Source organism: Lipingzhangella rawalii (assembly GCF_031628175.1).
GTDB lineage: Bacteria > Actinomycetota > Actinomycetes > Streptosporangiales > Streptosporangiaceae > Lipingzhangella_A > Lipingzhangella_A rawalii.
In genome coordinates, this window is the sequence record NZ_JAVLVT010000005.1 from 392620 (window position 1) to 408652 (window position 16033).

A 16033-nucleotide genomic window follows, 5' to 3' on the forward strand; every position below is an offset into this window, starting at 1 on the left:
TTTTCCCCGAGGGGAGTCGCACGCGGGCGTGCCGCTCTAGCCGCGCCGCGGGCGTTGTTGCACGCCCGGGGCGCTGCCCCCAGCCCGGCCGACGGACGAGCACGGGCGCACCCCACGGGACTCGCCTGGGCGGATCGGCGCGCATCAGCGCGGCCCGCAGCCCCCATGCGGCATCCGGGGAGAGTTCCCGGCCTGCGACCCTGCCCACCGAGACGGCCCGAACAGCGTCCCACCCCACCCCACAGACCCTCCAAGAAACAGGCCCTAACGCCGATCCCGTGCGGAGACGATCTCCAGCACCGCCCGTTCCAGGGCGTAGGCGGGGTCCCGACCGGCGCCCTTGATCTGTACGTCGGTCTCGGCCACCACCTCCAGAGCACGCCCGAGGCCAGACACGGTCCACCCTCGCGCCTGCTGCCGCAGGGTCTTGATCTTCCACGGCGGCACCTTCGCCCGTTTGGCCAGCTCCCCGTCTCCGACTCCGCGCGGTGGATCAGCCACAACCGCCAGTCCGCGTACGGCCCCAGCCAGTGCGCTGTTGATCAGCACCGGTGCGGTGCCGATCGCCAGGGACCAGCGCAAGGCCTCCAGCGCTTCGGCTCGCTTGCCCTCCACGGCCCGGTCCGCGACGGTGAAGCCGTTCGCCTCGGCCTTCCCCGAGTAGTAGCGCGCCACCGTGTTCGCGTCCACGCTGCCCTCAGTGTCGGCCACCAACTGGGCACATGCCGCGGCCAGCTCCCGCAGGTCCGATCCGACCGCGTCCACCAGAGCCTGGGCCGCATCCCGGGTGACCTGCCGTCCCGCCGCATCGAACTCTCCCTTGACAAAAGCGAGCCGTTCGCTGGGCTTGGTTGGCTTGGGGCAGTCGGTGCGTGTGGCACCCGCCTGGATGGCGGTCTCCAACAGGGCCTTGCCCTTGGCGCCGCCGGCGTGGGTGAGAATCAGTACCACGTCGGGCGCCGGCTGTTGAATATACGGAGTGACCGCCGACACCAGGTCCTTGGTCAGGTCCTGGGCGTCCCGAAGGATCACCAGCCGTCGCTCCCCGAACAGCGACGGAGACGCCGCCTCGGCGAGACTACCCGCATTGACCTGGGCTGGGCTGAGTTCATGGACATCCACGTCCTCCTCGACGCGCCGGGCCGCGGACACCATGCGCGCCAGGACGCGCTCGACGAGCAGCTCCTCGTCACCAACGACGACGTGCAGCGCAGACAGTTCGGGTGCGGCCATGTCTCACAGCATGCCACGGTGTGCGGGCACATGGCGTCTCGGCTGCATACCCCGCGTGAGCCGTCCAGGGGTGCTCACACCTGTGCTGCCGTGCCTCGGCCCCCGCACCTGAACCGGAGCCCCCCGCGTTCGGGCCACTGTCCGGTGTCCGTACTAGGAAATACCGGGCCATGAAGCGAACACGGCCGGGTGCAGCTACGGGGCCTGGGCGTCGGCGCCCCGAACGCGGGCCACGGGACCGTCCCCCGTGGCCACAATTGCGATGTCGCCGTGTAGATCGGTGCGGTAGTTGCGCTCGGTGAGTTGGGTCAGCTGCGCCCACGTCTCGGGTGTGGGATGACCGTGTGGGTTGTTCGCGCCGAGGGAGGTCACGGTCAGGCGGGGGCGGGTGGCGGCCAGAAACTCCGGGACCTGGGTGCCGGCACCGTGGTGTGGCGTCTTGAGCACGTCCACGTCCAGCTGGGGGGTGCGGCGGTCCACCAGGACCTGTTGCGCGGGCTCCTCAACGTCCCCGGTGAGTAGGACAGTGACCCCTGGCTGCACCGGGTCGCTCCACTCGGCCCGCACCACCACGCTCTCGTCGTTCACACTCGGCGCGTGTTCGGGCTCCGGCCACAACACGTCCAGGCGCCATGGCCCGACTCGTGCTCGCTGTCCCGGCCGGGCCTCGTGCAGGTCCACACCGCCGCGCTGGAGTAGCTGGCCGGTGGGGCTGCTCGCGAAACCGGGTGGGGCGAGTCCCGTGGTGACCTCCCGGTGCCGCAGCACACCGTTCACCCCGCCCGTGTGGTCGGCGTGGTCGTGCGTCACCACCAATAGGCCGACCTCCCAAACCCGCAGCTCGCGCAGGCAACGCTGCATGGTTACCGGATCCGGTCCGGCATCGACCACCACGGCGCCCGCGCGACCGGCCGAGAGGACCAGGCCGTCGCCCTGCCCCACGTCGCAGGCCACCATGATCCACGACCGTGGTGGCCAGGGCGGGGCCACGACTTGCACCGTCAGCGCGACCAGCAGGAGTGCCAGGGAGCCGGCGGCGAGTGGGGCGCCCCACCGCCCGCGTAGGGTCACCATTGCCGTGAGTACCAGCGCCAGGATCAGGGCTCCCGAAGGCCCGCCGGGCCACGGAACGGTACCGTACGGAATGCCGGCCGACTCTTCCGCGATCAGGGCCAGGACCGCAACCGGCGCCGCCGGCAGCCACACCAGCCACTGCGCCGCCTCGACCGAGACCATCGCCACCAGTGCTACGCCGAAACCGGCCACGGTGGCTGCGGGAACGAACGGAGTCGCCAGCGCGTTCGCCGGAACGGCGATCAAGCTGACCTCATCGGCCAACAGCACCAGCACCGGATAGCAGGCCAGCTGGGCCGCCAAGGCCACCGCGACCGGCTCCGCAACCGGCCGCCCCAGCCAGGGCGACCAGGATTCGCGCCACCGGGGAGCCAACACCAGCAACCCGCCGGTGGCCAGAACGGACAGCGCGAAGCCGAAGGAACGTGCCAGATCGGGAGCGACGACAACAGTGCCCAGCACGGCCACGGCCAGTACCGACAGCCCGGCCCGGGGCCGCCCCAGCCCCAGCGCCACCAGGCCCAGCCCGCCCATGACCGCTGCCCGCACCACGCTGGGTTCCGGACGACACACCACGACGAAGACCGCGATCGTAGCCGCGCCCGTCGCAACCTGCACCCAGACCGGGGCACGCAGCAGGCGAGCGAGACCCAGCGTGCAGCCCAGCATGATCGCAAGCTTTGCTCCCGACGGGACCATGATGTGTGTCATTCCGGTGACTCGGAAGTCCTCGCTGATCCCGGCGTCGAGTTCCGCGCGGTCCCCCACGACCACGGCCGGAAGGAGCCCCCGCACGGGTTGTGGGAGGTCACTGCTCGCCGCACGCAGCCCCGCTCGGGCCTGGCCCGCACGCTGGTGCGCCGGGCTGGGCGCTGCCACGGCCGTCGGGGTGCCGCGGGGCAGCACAAGCGCGGCGGTCAGCGGGTCCCGATCCGCGGGAACCAGGCGGGCCTTGGTCACGACCCGTTGGCTGGGAACCAGCCCAACCCAGCTGGCCCCGGAGACCAACACCACCACCCGGGGCTGGTGATCTAGGCGGTGCCCGTCCACGGCGGTCACCGCGGCCGGGAGGATGTGGGTCGGTTGCCCGGGCTGGGGTGGCTGGCCTCGGGGGCGCGGATCCCCGCGCACCGTCATGGTGAGCTGGACACGCTCCTCGCCCTGGGCCAGCGCAGTCACCGCGCTGCGCTCCACAACCGTTCGCTGGTGATAGGCCGAGAGCGCTCCCGCGGTGGTGCCGAGCGCGGTGACGAGCACCACCACACCGGCGGCGCGTGTCCCGCCCCGCATCAGCATGCCCAGGCCACAGAGGCCACCCAGAGCACACGCGGTCAGTGTCAGCCAGGTCGCGCCGTCCGTGGTCGCACCCAGCCAGGCGCCGAGCCAGGTCCCGATCGCGACCACCGACAGGAGTACCGCACCTCGGTCCGGGAGAGGGGGAGGGTGGGCCTCGTCGGTGACGGTCCCGGGACAGCGCCCGTCCTTGGTGGTGCGTCTGTCCCGGCGCAGGTGCGTTGGTGCCAACGATCGGCCCCGGGGAGTTTCGCTCACTGGTTCTGCGCCACGACGACACGCTCTTCCAGATCGGTGAATCGCTGTTCGCCGATGCCCCGTACGTCGTTCAGCTGTGCCACATCAGTGAACCCCCCGTTGTCCTCCCGATGCTCGACGATCGTCTCGGCCAGGACCGGGCCCACCCCGGGCAGCTCCTCCAGGTCCTCGACCGTCGCCGTGTTGAGTTCGACAGGGGTATCGTCGTCACTGCCGGACCCCGCATGTTGCTGTGCCTGTGGCCCTACCGGAATCTGCTCCCCGTCGATCACCGGGCGGGCCAGGTTCAGCGCCTCAGTGGCGCTGTCGTCGGCTCCCGGAGCGAGCCCACCGGCTGCGTCGATCGCGTCGGCGACGCGAGCACCCCCCGGAAGTGTCACCAGGCCCGGGGCATCAACATCCCCGGTGACATGCACCACCACCTCCCCCGGCGGGGATTCCTCTGGGCCCGGGGTGGCATCCGCCGGTGCAGCCACCGACGGTTCGCCCGACGGCGAGGCGGGATCCAGATCCTCGGCCGCGGGCTGTGGGCCGGCACGCGCCGCGCCCAGGAGCCACCACACACCGGCCGCCAACGCCAGGAAGAAGGCCACGGCCACGACCGCGGTCACCAGGCCGGCCCGGGGGGTGTCCACCCCCACAGGGGTGGGGTCGATGCCCAGGCGGGCCAGCACCCCCCGGAGTCCGTGGAGGGGTTCGTCATCCACCACCGGCGCCGGTACGTAACCCGGGGGTGGGTCCTCGGGGGTGCGGGTGGACTCTGGAGCCCCGACGTTCCCAACGACCGGGGGTGCTGCGTCCGTGGTGTCCGTAGCGTCCGTGCCGTCTGCCGCGCCGGGACTTTCGGAGGGCGGCCTCCGGATCTGGGCACTCGGGGTCCGCGCATAGGGCGGGGGTGGAACCGGGGCGTGCGGTGTGGTGGGGGAGGCAGCGGCGGGGCCACACCGGTCCGGGGTGTGGCCTGGGACAGCGTTGTCGCCAACACCCGGGCTGGAGGAGGCCGCGGTGGCGTACGGAGGTGGCGGAACGTCTTCCGCCCCGGCCGACGGGGAACGAGACACGTCCGACGGAGCAGGGGCGGGCGAGTTGCCGTCTGTGGCGGACTGTGGGGGACACGGGGGACACAGCGCCGCCAACCGTCGCAGGGACCGATCGTCATTGGGGTTCGAACGTCCACGCATGCGGGCACGTTAGCTCCGGAGCCGTCCCGCCACCAGAACGAAACGTCCGGATGTGGACGGGCTCAGGGGGCTGGCCCGCGGAGATCTCGGGGGGAGAGAATTCCGGTGTGGCAACAGAGATCCGTACCGCAGATCCACTGGACTACGAGCGCATCGCCGCCGTGCTGGACGCGTGGTGGGGGCGCGACGTCGGCTCGATACTGCCCCGCCTCTTCCTCGACCATTTCTGGCCCACCAGTTTCGTCGCCGAGAGTGCCGGGAACCTCAGCGGGTTCCTCGTCGGCTTCCTGTCCCCGGCTGATTCGGAACTGGCCTATGTCCATGCCGTGGCCGTGGCACCGGACGCCCGCAGCCACGGCCTGGCCCGGGAACTCTACAGCCGGTTTCTCACCCATGCCCGAGCGGCGGGGCGAACCCGGGTGCAGGCGATCACCGTGCCGCACAACCATGCGTCCATCGCCTTTCACGAAGCCCTCGGCTTCGAGGTGTCGGGGCCAGTACCGGACTACAACGGCCCGGGGCGCGACCGCGTGGTTTTCGAACGCAGAATTCCCCACGTCGAGGCGGGGAATCGCTGACCCCGCCCGGCTCGCGCCTCGGGCCCTACCGCCCGGGCCCCCGGGCTCCACAGCCTCGACCTAGAAGTCCAACACCCCGGACGTCTCGACGTCGGCAACACAGGAATTCGAGTAGGTGTTCGTGAACTCGACATCCCGGTCGTTCCAGGTTCCGGTGACGGTGACGGTGACCGGATCCCAGATCATCGGGCAGAATCGTCCCGATTCTGCCGGAATTTCTTCGATCTCGCCGTTCACGGAACGCAGGGTGTCACAGGCCTCCCGGGGGCTGGGGTGACTCCCCCCGTCGGGGGTGCAGTTCAGGGTTGCTGCGCCAAGGACCGTGCCTCCGATCTCGGTACCCTCGTACATCTGAAGGTCCAGGCTGGCCGCGGGCTCATACTCATGGCCTGCGGCCGGTGCCGCGAGGCTCAGGGATGCAGCGACTCCCAGGGCCGTGACCACAGCCAGGTTACGGGGCAGGTTCATTGCGCACTCCTCTTGTGAAGGATTTCAGAGTCAATTGATTATGGCATCCGATGCTTGTGGCTGGATGCCGGTACACAATAAACATATTTGCCCGTGGGGCGAGATCACAATGTGTCCGGGGTCACGTTTCTTGTCAAGATCATTTCGATCTGGAGATCATTTTCTGTTTTTGTGGATTTTTTCGGATGGGGGGGATGATGATCGTGTGTCCGAATATTCGGATACACGAAACGGCCCCGCCCGGAACGATCCGGGCGGGGCCGTGCGGAAGCTCCGGGGCTGTGGTCAGCCGCCCTGCTCCGCCAGCTTCTTGTTCAACCGGGCGGCCATCCGACGCTTGCGGTTGGCCGCCTGGTTCTTGTGGATAACGCCCTTGCTTACGGCCTTGTCGAGCTGACGCGCAGCGTCGCGCTGGAGCGTACGCGCCTCCTCGAGCCGGCCCGCCTCATTGGCCAACCGGAACTTGCGGATCGCGGTCTTCAGCGAAGACTTGACCGCCTTGTTGCGTACCCGGCGCTCTTCGTTCTGCCGGACGCGCTTTCTCTGCTGCTTGATGTTCGCCATGCGGGAGCGTGCTCCAAGATCATCTACTGACGTGTCGAATCATCGCCTGGCCAGAGGCGCGGGCAGCCGATCCGCGTGTGGCCGGGCCATGTCCGACATCCGGGTTCCAGGGCTCAACAACGGAACGTGGAACATCCGAGACACGGACTTCCATTATGCCTCCTCTGGCGGAGTGCTCGGTACCGGCCCATCGCTGGTGACGCCGGAGACAGCCACGGTCCCGCCCCACTCCCGTCGCGATGCTGGCGCGGTCACCATCCCCAGTCTCGGGCGAAGTCCGTACGCTGCTGGGCCTGCGCCTCGTCCAGGAGGTACAGCGCCATTCCCACCGGCGCGGGCGAATCCGTCGTGCCTTGCTCTTCGGGAGCCTGCTCCGCCTCCGCTGTGCCCGTCGCATCTCCGGCCTCGGCCGCCGGTGGGCGTTCCTCACTTCTGGACCAGCCCAGCTGCACCGCCTCGATCGCCGTCGTTACCGTCTCCGCTCCGGCGTTTCGTCCCCACGCCTCGTCCCGGTAGGCCGGGGCACCGATCCGTACGGACACGTCGTGGGGCACACTGTCGAGCAGGAGCGCGGTCTGCCGGACCATGAACCCCCCGTACAGGGACTCCATCGGCATCCGGGTGTCATGTCCGGGAAGGACAACGCTGTCGACGTGCTCGCTGATACGCGCCACATACCCGGTGGACCAGAAGGACTCGGACCGTGTCGCCAGGAACACGGGAAGTCGGAGTCCCGGGATGAGTTCCAGGTGCTGGCTCTGCACCGACAGAACCGCGTCCGAGTCGAGTCGGTCGCGCGTCTGTTCCAGAAGCCGGGGCAGGCTCGGGTCGTTGGTCGTGACTGGGCTGATCGCATAGTGCACACCGGAGAAGCCGGCCGCCACGACCTCCTCCGCCGTCGCCACTGTCGTGGAGAGCGTCGCGTCGTCGAACCGGTCCTCGGTCAGCGACGATCCCTGCGCCGTGTGACTGATCCAGGCCAATACCCGTGTGTCCGGAGCGGCCTGCGACACGGTGTCGAGGAACTCCGTGGCGTCCGTATACCCCTCCGGGTCGAGTTCCCCGTCCGCAGAGAGTTCACCGACGTGGACGTAGATCTCGGCGAGTTCCGCGTGTTCCAGGGTCTCGATCAGGGCGTCCCGCTCCTGTGGTGTTGGGCTCTGTGCGGCGTCCACCCAGCTGCCCGACACCCAGGCCGCGTCCGCCCCCATCGATGTCGCCTCGGGGGTCGCCTCCCCGGTGAACTGCATACGCAGCAAGAGCCCAGCAGCCAGCACCACGAGCAGCACCGCGGCGAGACCCGCGAAGATCCGTTGCAACAGCCACGTCAACGTCAGCCTCCGCTCCTGGCATAACCTGGGTGTCACGCTCCGCGGATCCCGTCTGGGCCCGGCCCGGAACACGGTACCGGCAGCGGAGCGATTCCGGTCGACCCAGGGTCGGCTGGAGGCCAACCCGACCGTCGAGCGACCCGAAACGGACCACGGTGCCACAGCCAAACCGGACGGACCCCGCGCTGATCCGCAACTTCTGCATCATCGCGCACATCGACCACGGCAAGTCCACGCTGGCGGACCGCATGTTGCAGCTCACCAACACCGTCACCGAGCGGCAGATGCGCGAGCAGTACCTGGACCGGATGGACATTGAGCGCGAGCGTGGCATCACCATCAAGTCCCAGGCGGTGCGTATGCCGTTCACCGCGCTCGACGACGAGACCTATGTGCTGAACCTGATCGACACTCCGGGCCACGTCGACTTCAGCTACGAGGTGTCTCGCTCTCTCGCCGCCTGTGAGGGGGCGCTCCTGTTGGTGGACGCCGCCCAGGGCATCGAGGCGCAGACTCTGGCCAACCTCTACCTCGCGCTGGAGAACGACCTGGTGCTCGTTCCGGTGCTGAACAAGATTGACCTACCAGCTGCGCAGCCCGACAAGTACGCGGCCGAGCTGGCGGGCATCATCGGGTGTGACCCCTCCGACGTTCTGCGGGTGAGCGCCAAGACCGGTGCGGGGGTCGAGGACGTACTCAACGAGGTCGTTACCCAGATCCCCGCCCCGGTGGGGGAGGCCGAGTCCCCACCCCGGGCGATGATCTTCGACTCCGTCTACGACACCTACCGAGGAGTGATCACCTACGTCCGGATCGTGGATGGCCAACTGGACAGCCGCGCGCGGGTGCGCATGATGTCCAGTGGGGCCACCCACGAGATGCTGGAGGTCGGTGTGATCTCCCCGGAACCGACCAAAGTGGACGGCCTCGGTGTGGGCGAGGTCGGCTACCTGATCACCGGGGTGAAGGACGTACGCCAGTCCAAGGTCGGTGACACCGTGACCCTGGCCAGTCGCGGCGCCACCGAGATGCTGCCCGGATACCAGGAACCGCGTCCCATGGTGTTCTCCGGGCTCTACCCGATCGACGGATCCGACTATCCGGTGCTGCGGGACGCCCTGGAAAAACTCCAGCTCAATGACGCTGCCCTGGATTTCGAGCCCGAAACGTCGGTGGCGTTGGGCTTCGGATTCCGCTGCGGCTTTCTCGGGCTGCTCCACCTGGAGATCACACGGGCCCGCCTGGAGCGGGAGTACAACCTCGACCTGATCTCCACCGCGCCCAACGTGATCTACCGCGTATTCATGGAGGACGGCACCGAGTACCGGGTGACCAACCCCAGCGAGTTCCCCGAGGGCAAGACCGCAGAGGTCTACGAGCCGATCGTGCGGGGGACGGTGTTGGCTCCGGCCGAGTTCGTGGGACCGATCATGGAGTTGTGCCAGGCTCGGCGCGGCGTCATGGGGGGGATGGACTACCTCTCCGAGGACCGGGTGGAGATGCGCTACACGCTGCCGCTCGCCGAAATCGTCTTTGACTTCTTCGACCAGCTGAAGTCCCGCACCCGGGGTTACGCCTCCCTGGACTACGAACCCGCCGGGGAGCAGGCCTCCGAACTGGTCAAGGTGGACATCCTGTTGCAGGGGGACAAGGTGGACGCCTTCTCGGCCATCGTCCACAAGGACAAGGCCTATGCGTACGGCGTCGAGATGACCAAAAAGCTGCGTGAACTGATCCCCCGCCAGCAGTACGAGGTTCCGATCCAGGCCGCGGTCGGTTCGCGTGTGATCGCCCGTGAGACCATCCGTGCGATTCGTAAGGACGTGCTCTCCAAGTGCTATGGGGGAGACATCACCCGTAAACGCAAGCTGCTGGAGCGCCAGAAGGAGGGCAAGCGCAAGATGAAGATGGTCGGTCGGGTCGAAGTGCCCCAGGAGGCGTTTATCTCCGCACTGGCAACCGACGGCGAGTCCTCCGAGAAGGATCGCAAGAAGTAGCTCCGGCCTGAGCCGGGCCGTCGGTCGGGGCGGTTCCGCTCGGCTAGAGTGCTGGCATGGGTCCACGACTGGCCGACATCGCCCGGCAGGCAGGAGTCAGCGAGGCGACCGTCTCCCGCGCCCTCAACGACAAGCCGGGGGTGGGTGCGGAAACACGTAAGGCTGTGCTGGCGGCCCTCGATGTCCTGGGTTACGAGCGTCCGGCCCGGTTGCAACGGCGCTCGGCGGGCCTGGTCGGCATGGTGGTGCCGGAGCTGGAGAATCCGGTCTTCCCGATGTTCGCGCAGGCCGCAGAAGGGGTGCTCGCCCAGCGTGGCTACACGCCGGTGCTGTGTACCCAGACCCCGGGTGGGGTGGCCGAGGACGAGTATGTCGAGCTGCTGCTGGAGCGCAACGTCTCCGGCATCATCTTCAACTGCGGCATGCACGCCGATGTCACGGCCCAACATGACCGGTACCGGGAGCTGCTGGAGCGTGGGATCCCGATCGTGCTGGTGAACGGCTACTCCGAACGGGTTCCCGCGACCTTCGTCTCCAGCGATGACACTGCGGCCGGGCGAATTGCCGTCGAACACCTCGCCGCGCTCGGGCACACCCGGATCGGTTTTGTCAGTGGTCCCGAACGCTACGTCGCCGTGCGTCGCAAACTGGCCGGATACCGGGAGGCCATGATCGAACGTGGGCTGGGGGACGCGGCAGCGGACCTGGTGGAACTCTCCCTGTTCGGGGTGGAGGGCGGGCATGCCGCTGCATCGGCCCTGTGGGCCCGCGGTGCGACCGCCATCGCCTGCGGATCCGATCTGATGGCCCTGGGGGCGGTCCGGGCCGCCCGCCAGCGCGGTCTGGAGGTTCCCCGGGACGTCTCCGTCGTGGGCTATGACGACTCCCAACTCATCGCCTTCACCGATCCTCCCCTGACCACCGTGCGGCAGCCGGTTCCCGCCATGGCAGAAGCCTCCGTCCGAGCGCTGTGCGACGAGATCAGTGGCTACCCACCTGCACGTACCGAGTACATGTTCGGCCCGGAGCTGGTGGTCCGTGGTTCCACCGATGTGGTGCCCGCCCGGAGGCTCGCCGTGGGGTGAGCCCGGACTGGTTCCGTGTGCCACGATCCCTGGATCGTGGGTGTGGAGCTGGGAGTGGGGCGGACCGGCGCATTTCCCGGGGTGTACCCGGTCTGTGTGGGCCTCCCGCTGCCCGCGGCGCTGGGGCCGCGCAGCGTCGTTCGGTGGGCTCGCGCTTGCCGCACCGGGGTCAGCGTGCCCGGCCGGGAGGCGTCCTACGATGCCCCCGCGGGAGGGTGCGGTGGTGGGGGGAGACGGGGCCGGAACCTGGTGGGGCGCATCCACGCTGGCCCCGCAGGTGCCGTGGTGCGGGGAAGCGCTACCAGGTGCCCCGCCGCCAGCGGCCACGGCGGCGCCACCAACCGGCACCACCGTCAACCGTCGTTCTCCACCATGACCGTGTGGCTGGGGCCGCGCCCCCAAGCACGTCACGAGCGGCGAAGACGAAGACTGACGACACAGCACAACGTTCCCCGTCCGTACCTGACGCCACGACCACATCCGGCCTGGGGCGGTGCCCAGGGGCATGGGCTCGGGGGACGTAGGGTGCTGCCATGGCATATCTGCGATCTGTCAACACCGGGCACGCGGTCGATGCACCGTGGGCAGGTTCGCTCCAGCGCACCGCGATCGACAAGCGGCCCATAGTTGGCCCGGTACCGGTGCGGACATACGGCGTGGGCAGTGATGAACAGGCCGATCGGGCCAATCATGGTGGGCGGGACCAGGCGGTCTACGCCTATGCCCGAGAGGAGTTGGACCTGTGGGAGGGCTGGCTCGGTCGGTCCCTGCGCGACGGCGTGTTCGGCGAGAACCTCACCACGTCGGGTCTCGAGGTCAGCCGCGCGCTGATCGGGGAACGTTGGCGGATCGGCAGTACGCTCCTGGAGGTCACCCTGCCGCGGATCCCGTGTGGTGTGTTTCGTAGCTGGCTGGACGAGAAGGGATGGGTGCGCAGGTTCACGGAGGAGGCCCGAACCGGGGCCTATCTGCGGGTGGTGGAGGAGGGGGTGGTCGAGGTGGGCGCCCCGATCACCGTGGAGTACCGCCCCGACCATGACATCAGCCTCTCCGGCGCATTCCAGGCGCTCCACAATCGAGATCTGGAGCTGCTGCACCGAGTCCTGGCCATCCCGGGACGTTCCGAATCCTGGGTGACGGATGTCGCCTCGGTGGAGCGAAAGCTCGGTCGGTAACCAGCCGACGGAGCCAAACCGGTCCGGGGCCACGCGGTTTGGACGACGTGCGGAATCACCGAGACTGGGGGTATGCCCAGTGTTTCTCCGGACGGTGCCCCGGTTCCCACTGACGGGAGCCTCCCAGCGAGTGCCACGGCCAGGCTCGGCGACCGCCCGTTCGGCGTGTATGTACACGTGCCGTTCTGTGTGACTCGCTGCGGCTACTGTGACTTCAACACCTACACTGCGGCGGAGCTGCTGAGCCGCGACGGAACGGCGACGGCCACCCGGGAGGGATATCCGGAGCTGGCACAGTCGGAGCTACGGATGGCCGGTCGAGTGCTCCCTCCGTCTGCCCCGGAGGTCTCGACCGTGTTCGTTGGGGGAGGCACCCCGACCCTCCTGGCAGCAGAAGACCTGGGGAGGATCCTGCGTGTCGTCGACAGCGTCTTCGGGCTGGCCGCCGACGCCGAGGTCACCACGGAGGCCAACCCCGAAACCGTGGATCGCGACTATCTGATGCGGCTTCGAGACGCGGGGTTCAACCGCGTTTCCTTCGGTATGCAGAGCGTACGGGAACACGTTCTTCGGGTCCTGGAACGAAGCCACACGCCCGGCCGGCCCCAGCAGTGTGTGGACTGGGCACGCGAGGCCGGTTTCGAACACGTCAACCTCGACCTGATCTACGGGACCCCGGGTGAGAGCGAGGACGACTGGCACGCCTCCGTGACTGCGGCCGTCGAGGCGGCCCCGGACCACGTCTCCGCCTATTCACTGATCGTGGAGGAGGGAACGCGCCTGGCGGCACGTGTGCGTCGGGGCGAGCTGGAGGAGCCCGACGGCGATCGTCTCGCTGATCGCTACCTCCAAGCCGATGATGTGCTGACTCGCGCGGGATACAGCTGGTACGAGGTGTCCAACTGGGCCCGTGGCGAATCCGCGCACAGCCGGCACAACCGGCTCTACTGGACCGGTGGGGACTGGTGGGGGGTCGGCCCGGGTGCGCACAGTCATATCGGGGGGACACGCTGGTGGAACGTCAAACATCCCGGGGCCTATGCCCAGCGGCTGAACGAGGGGGTGTCGCCGGGGGCAGCCCGTGAGGTGCTTACCGAGGACGAACAGCACCTCGAGCGGATCCTGCTGGAACTTCGGTTGTCCAGCGGAGTTCCGCTCGAGGTGCTGTCCGTCCAGGGACGGCAGCGGGCCCGGGAGGTGGCACAGCGCGGCCTGCTGGACCCTGGGGAGCTGGCTGGAGGGCGCGCCGTACTGACCCGCACCGGTCGACTGTTGGCGGACGCCGTGGTGCGGGAACTCACCTGATGGCCGCGTCCTCAGCTGACCATGCGGATGTTCACCGGGTAGCGGTACCACTCGCCGCGGTTGGCCGCCAACGCCGCGAGAATACAGAAGATGATGTCCACCACCAGCACGACGAAGAAGGTGAGCAGACCGATCAGGACCAACATCAGCACCAGCGAGACGAGGTAGCCGATGAGGACCGTGATCTGGAAGTTCAGGGCTTCCGCGGCGTGGTGTCGGATGAAGGGTGACTCGTCCTTCTTCACCAGGTAGAGAATGAGGGGAACGACGAAGCCGAGGAGTAGACCTCCCAGGTGACAGAACAGGCCCATCATGGGCTCGTCGGAATTCTGCGGCCCACCGGGATGTCCCTGACCTGCCTGGTATCCACCCGCCTGCCACTGGCCCGCCTGGTAGGGCGACATGCCAGCCTGATTCGGATCCGGATAGCCCCAGTATCCGGCCTGGCCACCGGTCGGATACTGGCCGCCCTGCGGGTACTGACCACCGGAAGGGTGCTGGTGCCCCTGCGGATATCCGGGTGCCTGACCTCCGGTGTTCTGGCCGTACTGGTCCCACCCGGGGGGTTGGTTGGGCTGTTGCCACTGCTCACCGTCGTTCTGCGGGTATCCCATACGGTTGTCCCTTCAAAGCTGTTGGTTACCGGAGGATCCGGAGTGCGAGTGGGTAACGATAGTTGCGGCCACGGTTCACACTGATCGCGGCCAGCACCCCGAAGATGATGGCGACAATCCAGACCACCGCGATCAGTGTGGAGCCGATCCAGGAGATGTCTGGTGCGAATATGCCCAGTCCGAGGAACAGGACGGTGGTCAGTACGTAGCCGAGCAGCAGTAGCAGCTGGAAGCCCACCGCCTCTGCCGCCTGAGCCCGAACGTAGGGTGACTGGTCCTTGCGCATGAGGTAGATCACGAGGGCGGGAAGCCATCCGAGGCAGGCCACGACCACACCCCCCAGGTGGGCAATCATCGAGGCAGTCCGCTCGGACGATCCAGCTGCCCCCTCCGGGTGGGGTGGTGGGCCGTAGGGCTGCTGGGGGTGGCCGGTCTGGGGTGGTGGTCCGGGTGGGGCGGGATGGCCGTAGGCGGGTTGTCCCCCGGTGGGGTAGCCGCCCTGGTTCGGGGGAGGCTGGGGTCCCGGTGGTGGCCCCGGTGGTGGTCCGGGGGGTGGCCCCATGGGCTGCTGCCCTGGCTCCGGTGGTGGGCCGTAGGGCTGCTGGGGGTGGCCGGTCTGGGGTGGTGGTCCGGGTGGGGCGGGATGGCCGTAGGCGGGTTGTCCCCCGGTGGGGTAGCCGCCCTGGTTCGGGGGAGGCTGGGGTCCCGGTGGTGGCCCCATGGGCTGCTGCCCCGGCTCCGGTGGTGCGCCGCCCCAGCTGGGTGCGGGCTCACCCTCGGTGGGGACATAGCCGGGCGGTTCGTCCCCAGCGGGATGGCCAGGCGGTGAGGCGCCAGGCTGGTCCTGGGGCGGGTGGTTGGATGGATTCTCACTCATGTGCGTCCAGCTATGTCGCTTTGGCAGGTCGGTTCTGTACGGAGCCTAGTCGCGATCATGGCAGGCATTCGAACGTCCCGGGTGTGCGGCCGGATCCGTCACGAAATCGATCAACTCCTCAACCCGGCCGAGCAGCTCTGGTTCCAGATCCCGAAAGTCACGGACCGAGTTCAGAATGAACCTCCAGGCAGCACCAGGCTCCATCCGCCAGCCCAGGGCGTCCAGAACCCCCTCTTTCCAGGGCACCCCCTGCGGAATCTCCGGCCATGCGGAGATGCCCACCGCACCTGGGCGCACGGCCGCCCACACATCCACGAACGGATGCCCGACCACGCGCACGTGCGCGGAGCTCACCTGCTCGGCGACCCGGCTCTCCTTCGAGCCCGGAACCAGGTGGTCCACGAGAACACCAAGGCGCCGGCCCGCTTCGGGAGCGAAGTCCGCAACAACCGCCGGAAGATCGTCAACTCCCGCCAGCTCCTCCACGACCACGCCCTCAACCCGCAGGTCGTGGCCCCAGACCCGTTCCACGAGTTCGGCGTCGTGACGCCCCTCCACATAGATGCGACTCTCGCGGGCAACCCGGCTACGTAGTCCGGAGACCGCGATGGAACCGGAGGCGCTGCGATGCGGCCCCCGGGAGGATCGGTTCGACGAGGTGGGGCGCACCAGGGACACCGGGTGCCCGTCGACGAGGAAGGCGGCGGGGTCAAGATCGAACACGCGCCGGGTCCCGTGGCGGTCCTCCAGCGTGACCGAACGTTTGTCCCAGGTGGTGACGGCCCCGCAGAAACTCGAGTCAGCGGTTTCCACAACCAACCCGGGTTCCAGTGGGATGTCCGTAATGCGGTCCCGATAGGGTCGACGCCAGTCGCCTGCGAGGACGTCTGTGCTGTACTGGCGCGCGGGCTGTTGCTGGTCGGCGCGATGGGAGTGCACGCCTGCCGATCCTAGCGCTCGCGGCGGAGGTGAGCAGGTGCTGGCTCGCAGTTAACAGCGG

The 16033-nt window shown here is 68.4% G+C and carries 14 protein-coding genes; 5 read left to right on the forward strand and 9 right to left on the reverse strand.

Annotated elements, in window-relative coordinates:
* Nucleotides 1-264: 264 nt before the first annotated feature.
* The 3 genes from holA to RIF23_RS12735 all read right to left on the reverse strand — a co-directional run bounded on the left by holA (nucleotide 265) and on the right by RIF23_RS12735 (nucleotide 4565).
* On the reverse strand, nucleotides 265-1233 hold the full coding sequence (gene holA, locus RIF23_RS12725) for a DNA polymerase III subunit delta (RefSeq protein WP_310912705.1): 969 nt from the start codon (nucleotides 1231-1233) through the stop codon (nucleotides 265-267).
* 195 nt (nucleotides 1234-1428) lie between these two features.
* Nucleotides 1429-3858 (reverse strand): ComEC/Rec2 family competence protein, encoded by a 2430-nt coding sequence (locus RIF23_RS12730; protein ID WP_310912706.1) that lies wholly within the window; start codon nucleotides 3856-3858, stop codon nucleotides 1429-1431.
* Nucleotides 3855-4565, reverse strand: coding sequence for a ComEA family DNA-binding protein (locus RIF23_RS12735; protein WP_310912707.1), 711 nt, complete (start codon nucleotides 4563-4565; stop codon nucleotides 3855-3857). The genes RIF23_RS12730 and RIF23_RS12735 overlap by 4 nt, the downstream gene beginning before the upstream one ends.
* Nucleotides 4566-5146: 581 nt before the next feature.
* Here RIF23_RS12735 and RIF23_RS12740 point away from each other — a divergent pair.
* On the forward strand, nucleotides 5147-5617 hold the full coding sequence (locus RIF23_RS12740; RefSeq protein ID WP_310912708.1) for a GNAT family N-acetyltransferase: 471 nt from the start codon (nucleotides 5147-5149) through the stop codon (nucleotides 5615-5617).
* A gap of 60 nt (nucleotides 5618-5677) precedes the next feature.
* On the opposite strand, the gene RIF23_RS12745 is transcribed toward RIF23_RS12740, so the two are convergent.
* From RIF23_RS12745 to RIF23_RS12755, 3 genes are all read right to left on the reverse strand, one after another.
* Nucleotides 5678-6085, reverse strand: a complete 408-nt coding sequence (locus tag RIF23_RS12745) for an SSI family serine proteinase inhibitor (RefSeq protein ID WP_310912709.1) — start codon at nucleotides 6083-6085, stop codon at nucleotides 5678-5680.
* 285 nt (nucleotides 6086-6370) lie between these two features.
* Nucleotides 6371-6649 (reverse strand): 30S ribosomal protein S20, encoded by a 279-nt coding sequence (gene rpsT / locus RIF23_RS12750; protein ID WP_310912710.1) that lies wholly within the window; start codon nucleotides 6647-6649, stop codon nucleotides 6371-6373.
* A 251-nt stretch (nucleotides 6650-6900) separates the two neighbouring features.
* Nucleotides 6901-7980, reverse strand: a complete 1080-nt coding sequence (locus RIF23_RS12755) for a hypothetical protein (protein WP_310912711.1) — start codon at nucleotides 7978-7980, stop codon at nucleotides 6901-6903.
* Nucleotides 7981-8135: 155 nt separating this feature from the next.
* Between RIF23_RS12755 and lepA the strand changes: the two genes are divergently transcribed.
* From lepA to hemW, 4 genes are all read left to right on the forward strand, one after another.
* On the forward strand, nucleotides 8136-9977 hold the full coding sequence (gene lepA, locus RIF23_RS12760; RefSeq protein WP_310912712.1) for a translation elongation factor 4: 1842 nt from the start codon (nucleotides 8136-8138) through the stop codon (nucleotides 9975-9977).
* 56 nt (nucleotides 9978-10033) lie between these two features.
* Nucleotides 10034-11062, forward strand: coding sequence for a LacI family DNA-binding transcriptional regulator (locus tag RIF23_RS12765; protein ID WP_310912713.1), 1029 nt, complete (start codon nucleotides 10034-10036; stop codon nucleotides 11060-11062).
* 656 nt (nucleotides 11063-11718) lie between these two features.
* Nucleotides 11719-12237 (forward strand): MOSC domain-containing protein, encoded by a 519-nt coding sequence (locus tag RIF23_RS12770; RefSeq protein WP_310912714.1) that lies wholly within the window; start codon nucleotides 11719-11721, stop codon nucleotides 12235-12237.
* Between the two features lie 72 nt (nucleotides 12238-12309).
* Nucleotides 12310-13542, forward strand: coding sequence for a radical SAM family heme chaperone HemW (gene hemW / locus RIF23_RS12775; protein ID WP_310912715.1), 1233 nt, complete (start codon nucleotides 12310-12312; stop codon nucleotides 13540-13542).
* An 11-nt stretch (nucleotides 13543-13553) separates the two neighbouring features.
* On the opposite strand, the gene RIF23_RS12780 is transcribed toward hemW, so the two are convergent.
* Genes RIF23_RS12780 through RIF23_RS12790 form a run of 3 tightly spaced genes read right to left on the reverse strand, consistent with a single transcriptional unit; the run spans nucleotide 13554 to nucleotide 15972 of the window.
* A complete protein-coding gene (locus tag RIF23_RS12780) occupies nucleotides 13554-14156 on the reverse strand; it encodes a DUF4870 domain-containing protein (RefSeq protein WP_310912716.1) in 603 nt (200 codons plus the stop codon).
* 25 nt (nucleotides 14157-14181) lie between these two features.
* Nucleotides 14182-15033: a DUF4870 domain-containing protein gene (locus RIF23_RS12785; protein WP_310912717.1), complete on the reverse strand. Its 852-nt coding sequence runs from the start codon at nucleotides 15031-15033 to the stop codon at nucleotides 14182-14184.
* Nucleotides 15034-15078: 45 nt separating this feature from the next.
* A complete protein-coding gene (locus RIF23_RS12790) occupies nucleotides 15079-15972 on the reverse strand; it encodes a DUF3097 domain-containing protein (protein ID WP_310912718.1) in 894 nt (297 codons plus the stop codon).
* Nucleotides 15973-16033: the final 61 nt, after the last annotated feature.

Excerpts from the sequence above, each read along its gene's own strand:
- hemW (WP_310912715.1), top strand. The coding sequence starts at position 12,310 with ATGCCCAGTGTTTCTCCGGACGGTGCCCCGGTTCCCACTGACGGGAGC.
- RIF23_RS12785 (WP_310912717.1), bottom strand. The coding sequence starts at position 15,033 with ATGAGTGAGAATCCATCCAACCACCCGCCCCAGGACCAGCCTGGCGCC.
- RIF23_RS12745 (WP_310912709.1), bottom strand. The coding sequence starts at position 6,085 with ATGAACCTGCCCCGTAACCTGGCTGTGGTCACGGCCCTGGGAGTCGCT.
- rpsT (WP_310912710.1), bottom strand. The coding sequence starts at position 6,649 with ATGGCGAACATCAAGCAGCAGAGAAAGCGCGTCCGGCAGAACGAAGAG.
- RIF23_RS12780 (WP_310912716.1), bottom strand. The coding sequence starts at position 14,156 with ATGGGATACCCGCAGAACGACGGTGAGCAGTGGCAACAGCCCAACCAA.
- RIF23_RS12765 (WP_310912713.1), top strand. The coding sequence starts at position 10,034 with ATGGGTCCACGACTGGCCGACATCGCCCGGCAGGCAGGAGTCAGCGAG.
- holA (WP_310912705.1), bottom strand. The coding sequence starts at position 1,233 with ATGGCCGCACCCGAACTGTCTGCGCTGCACGTCGTCGTTGGTGACGAG.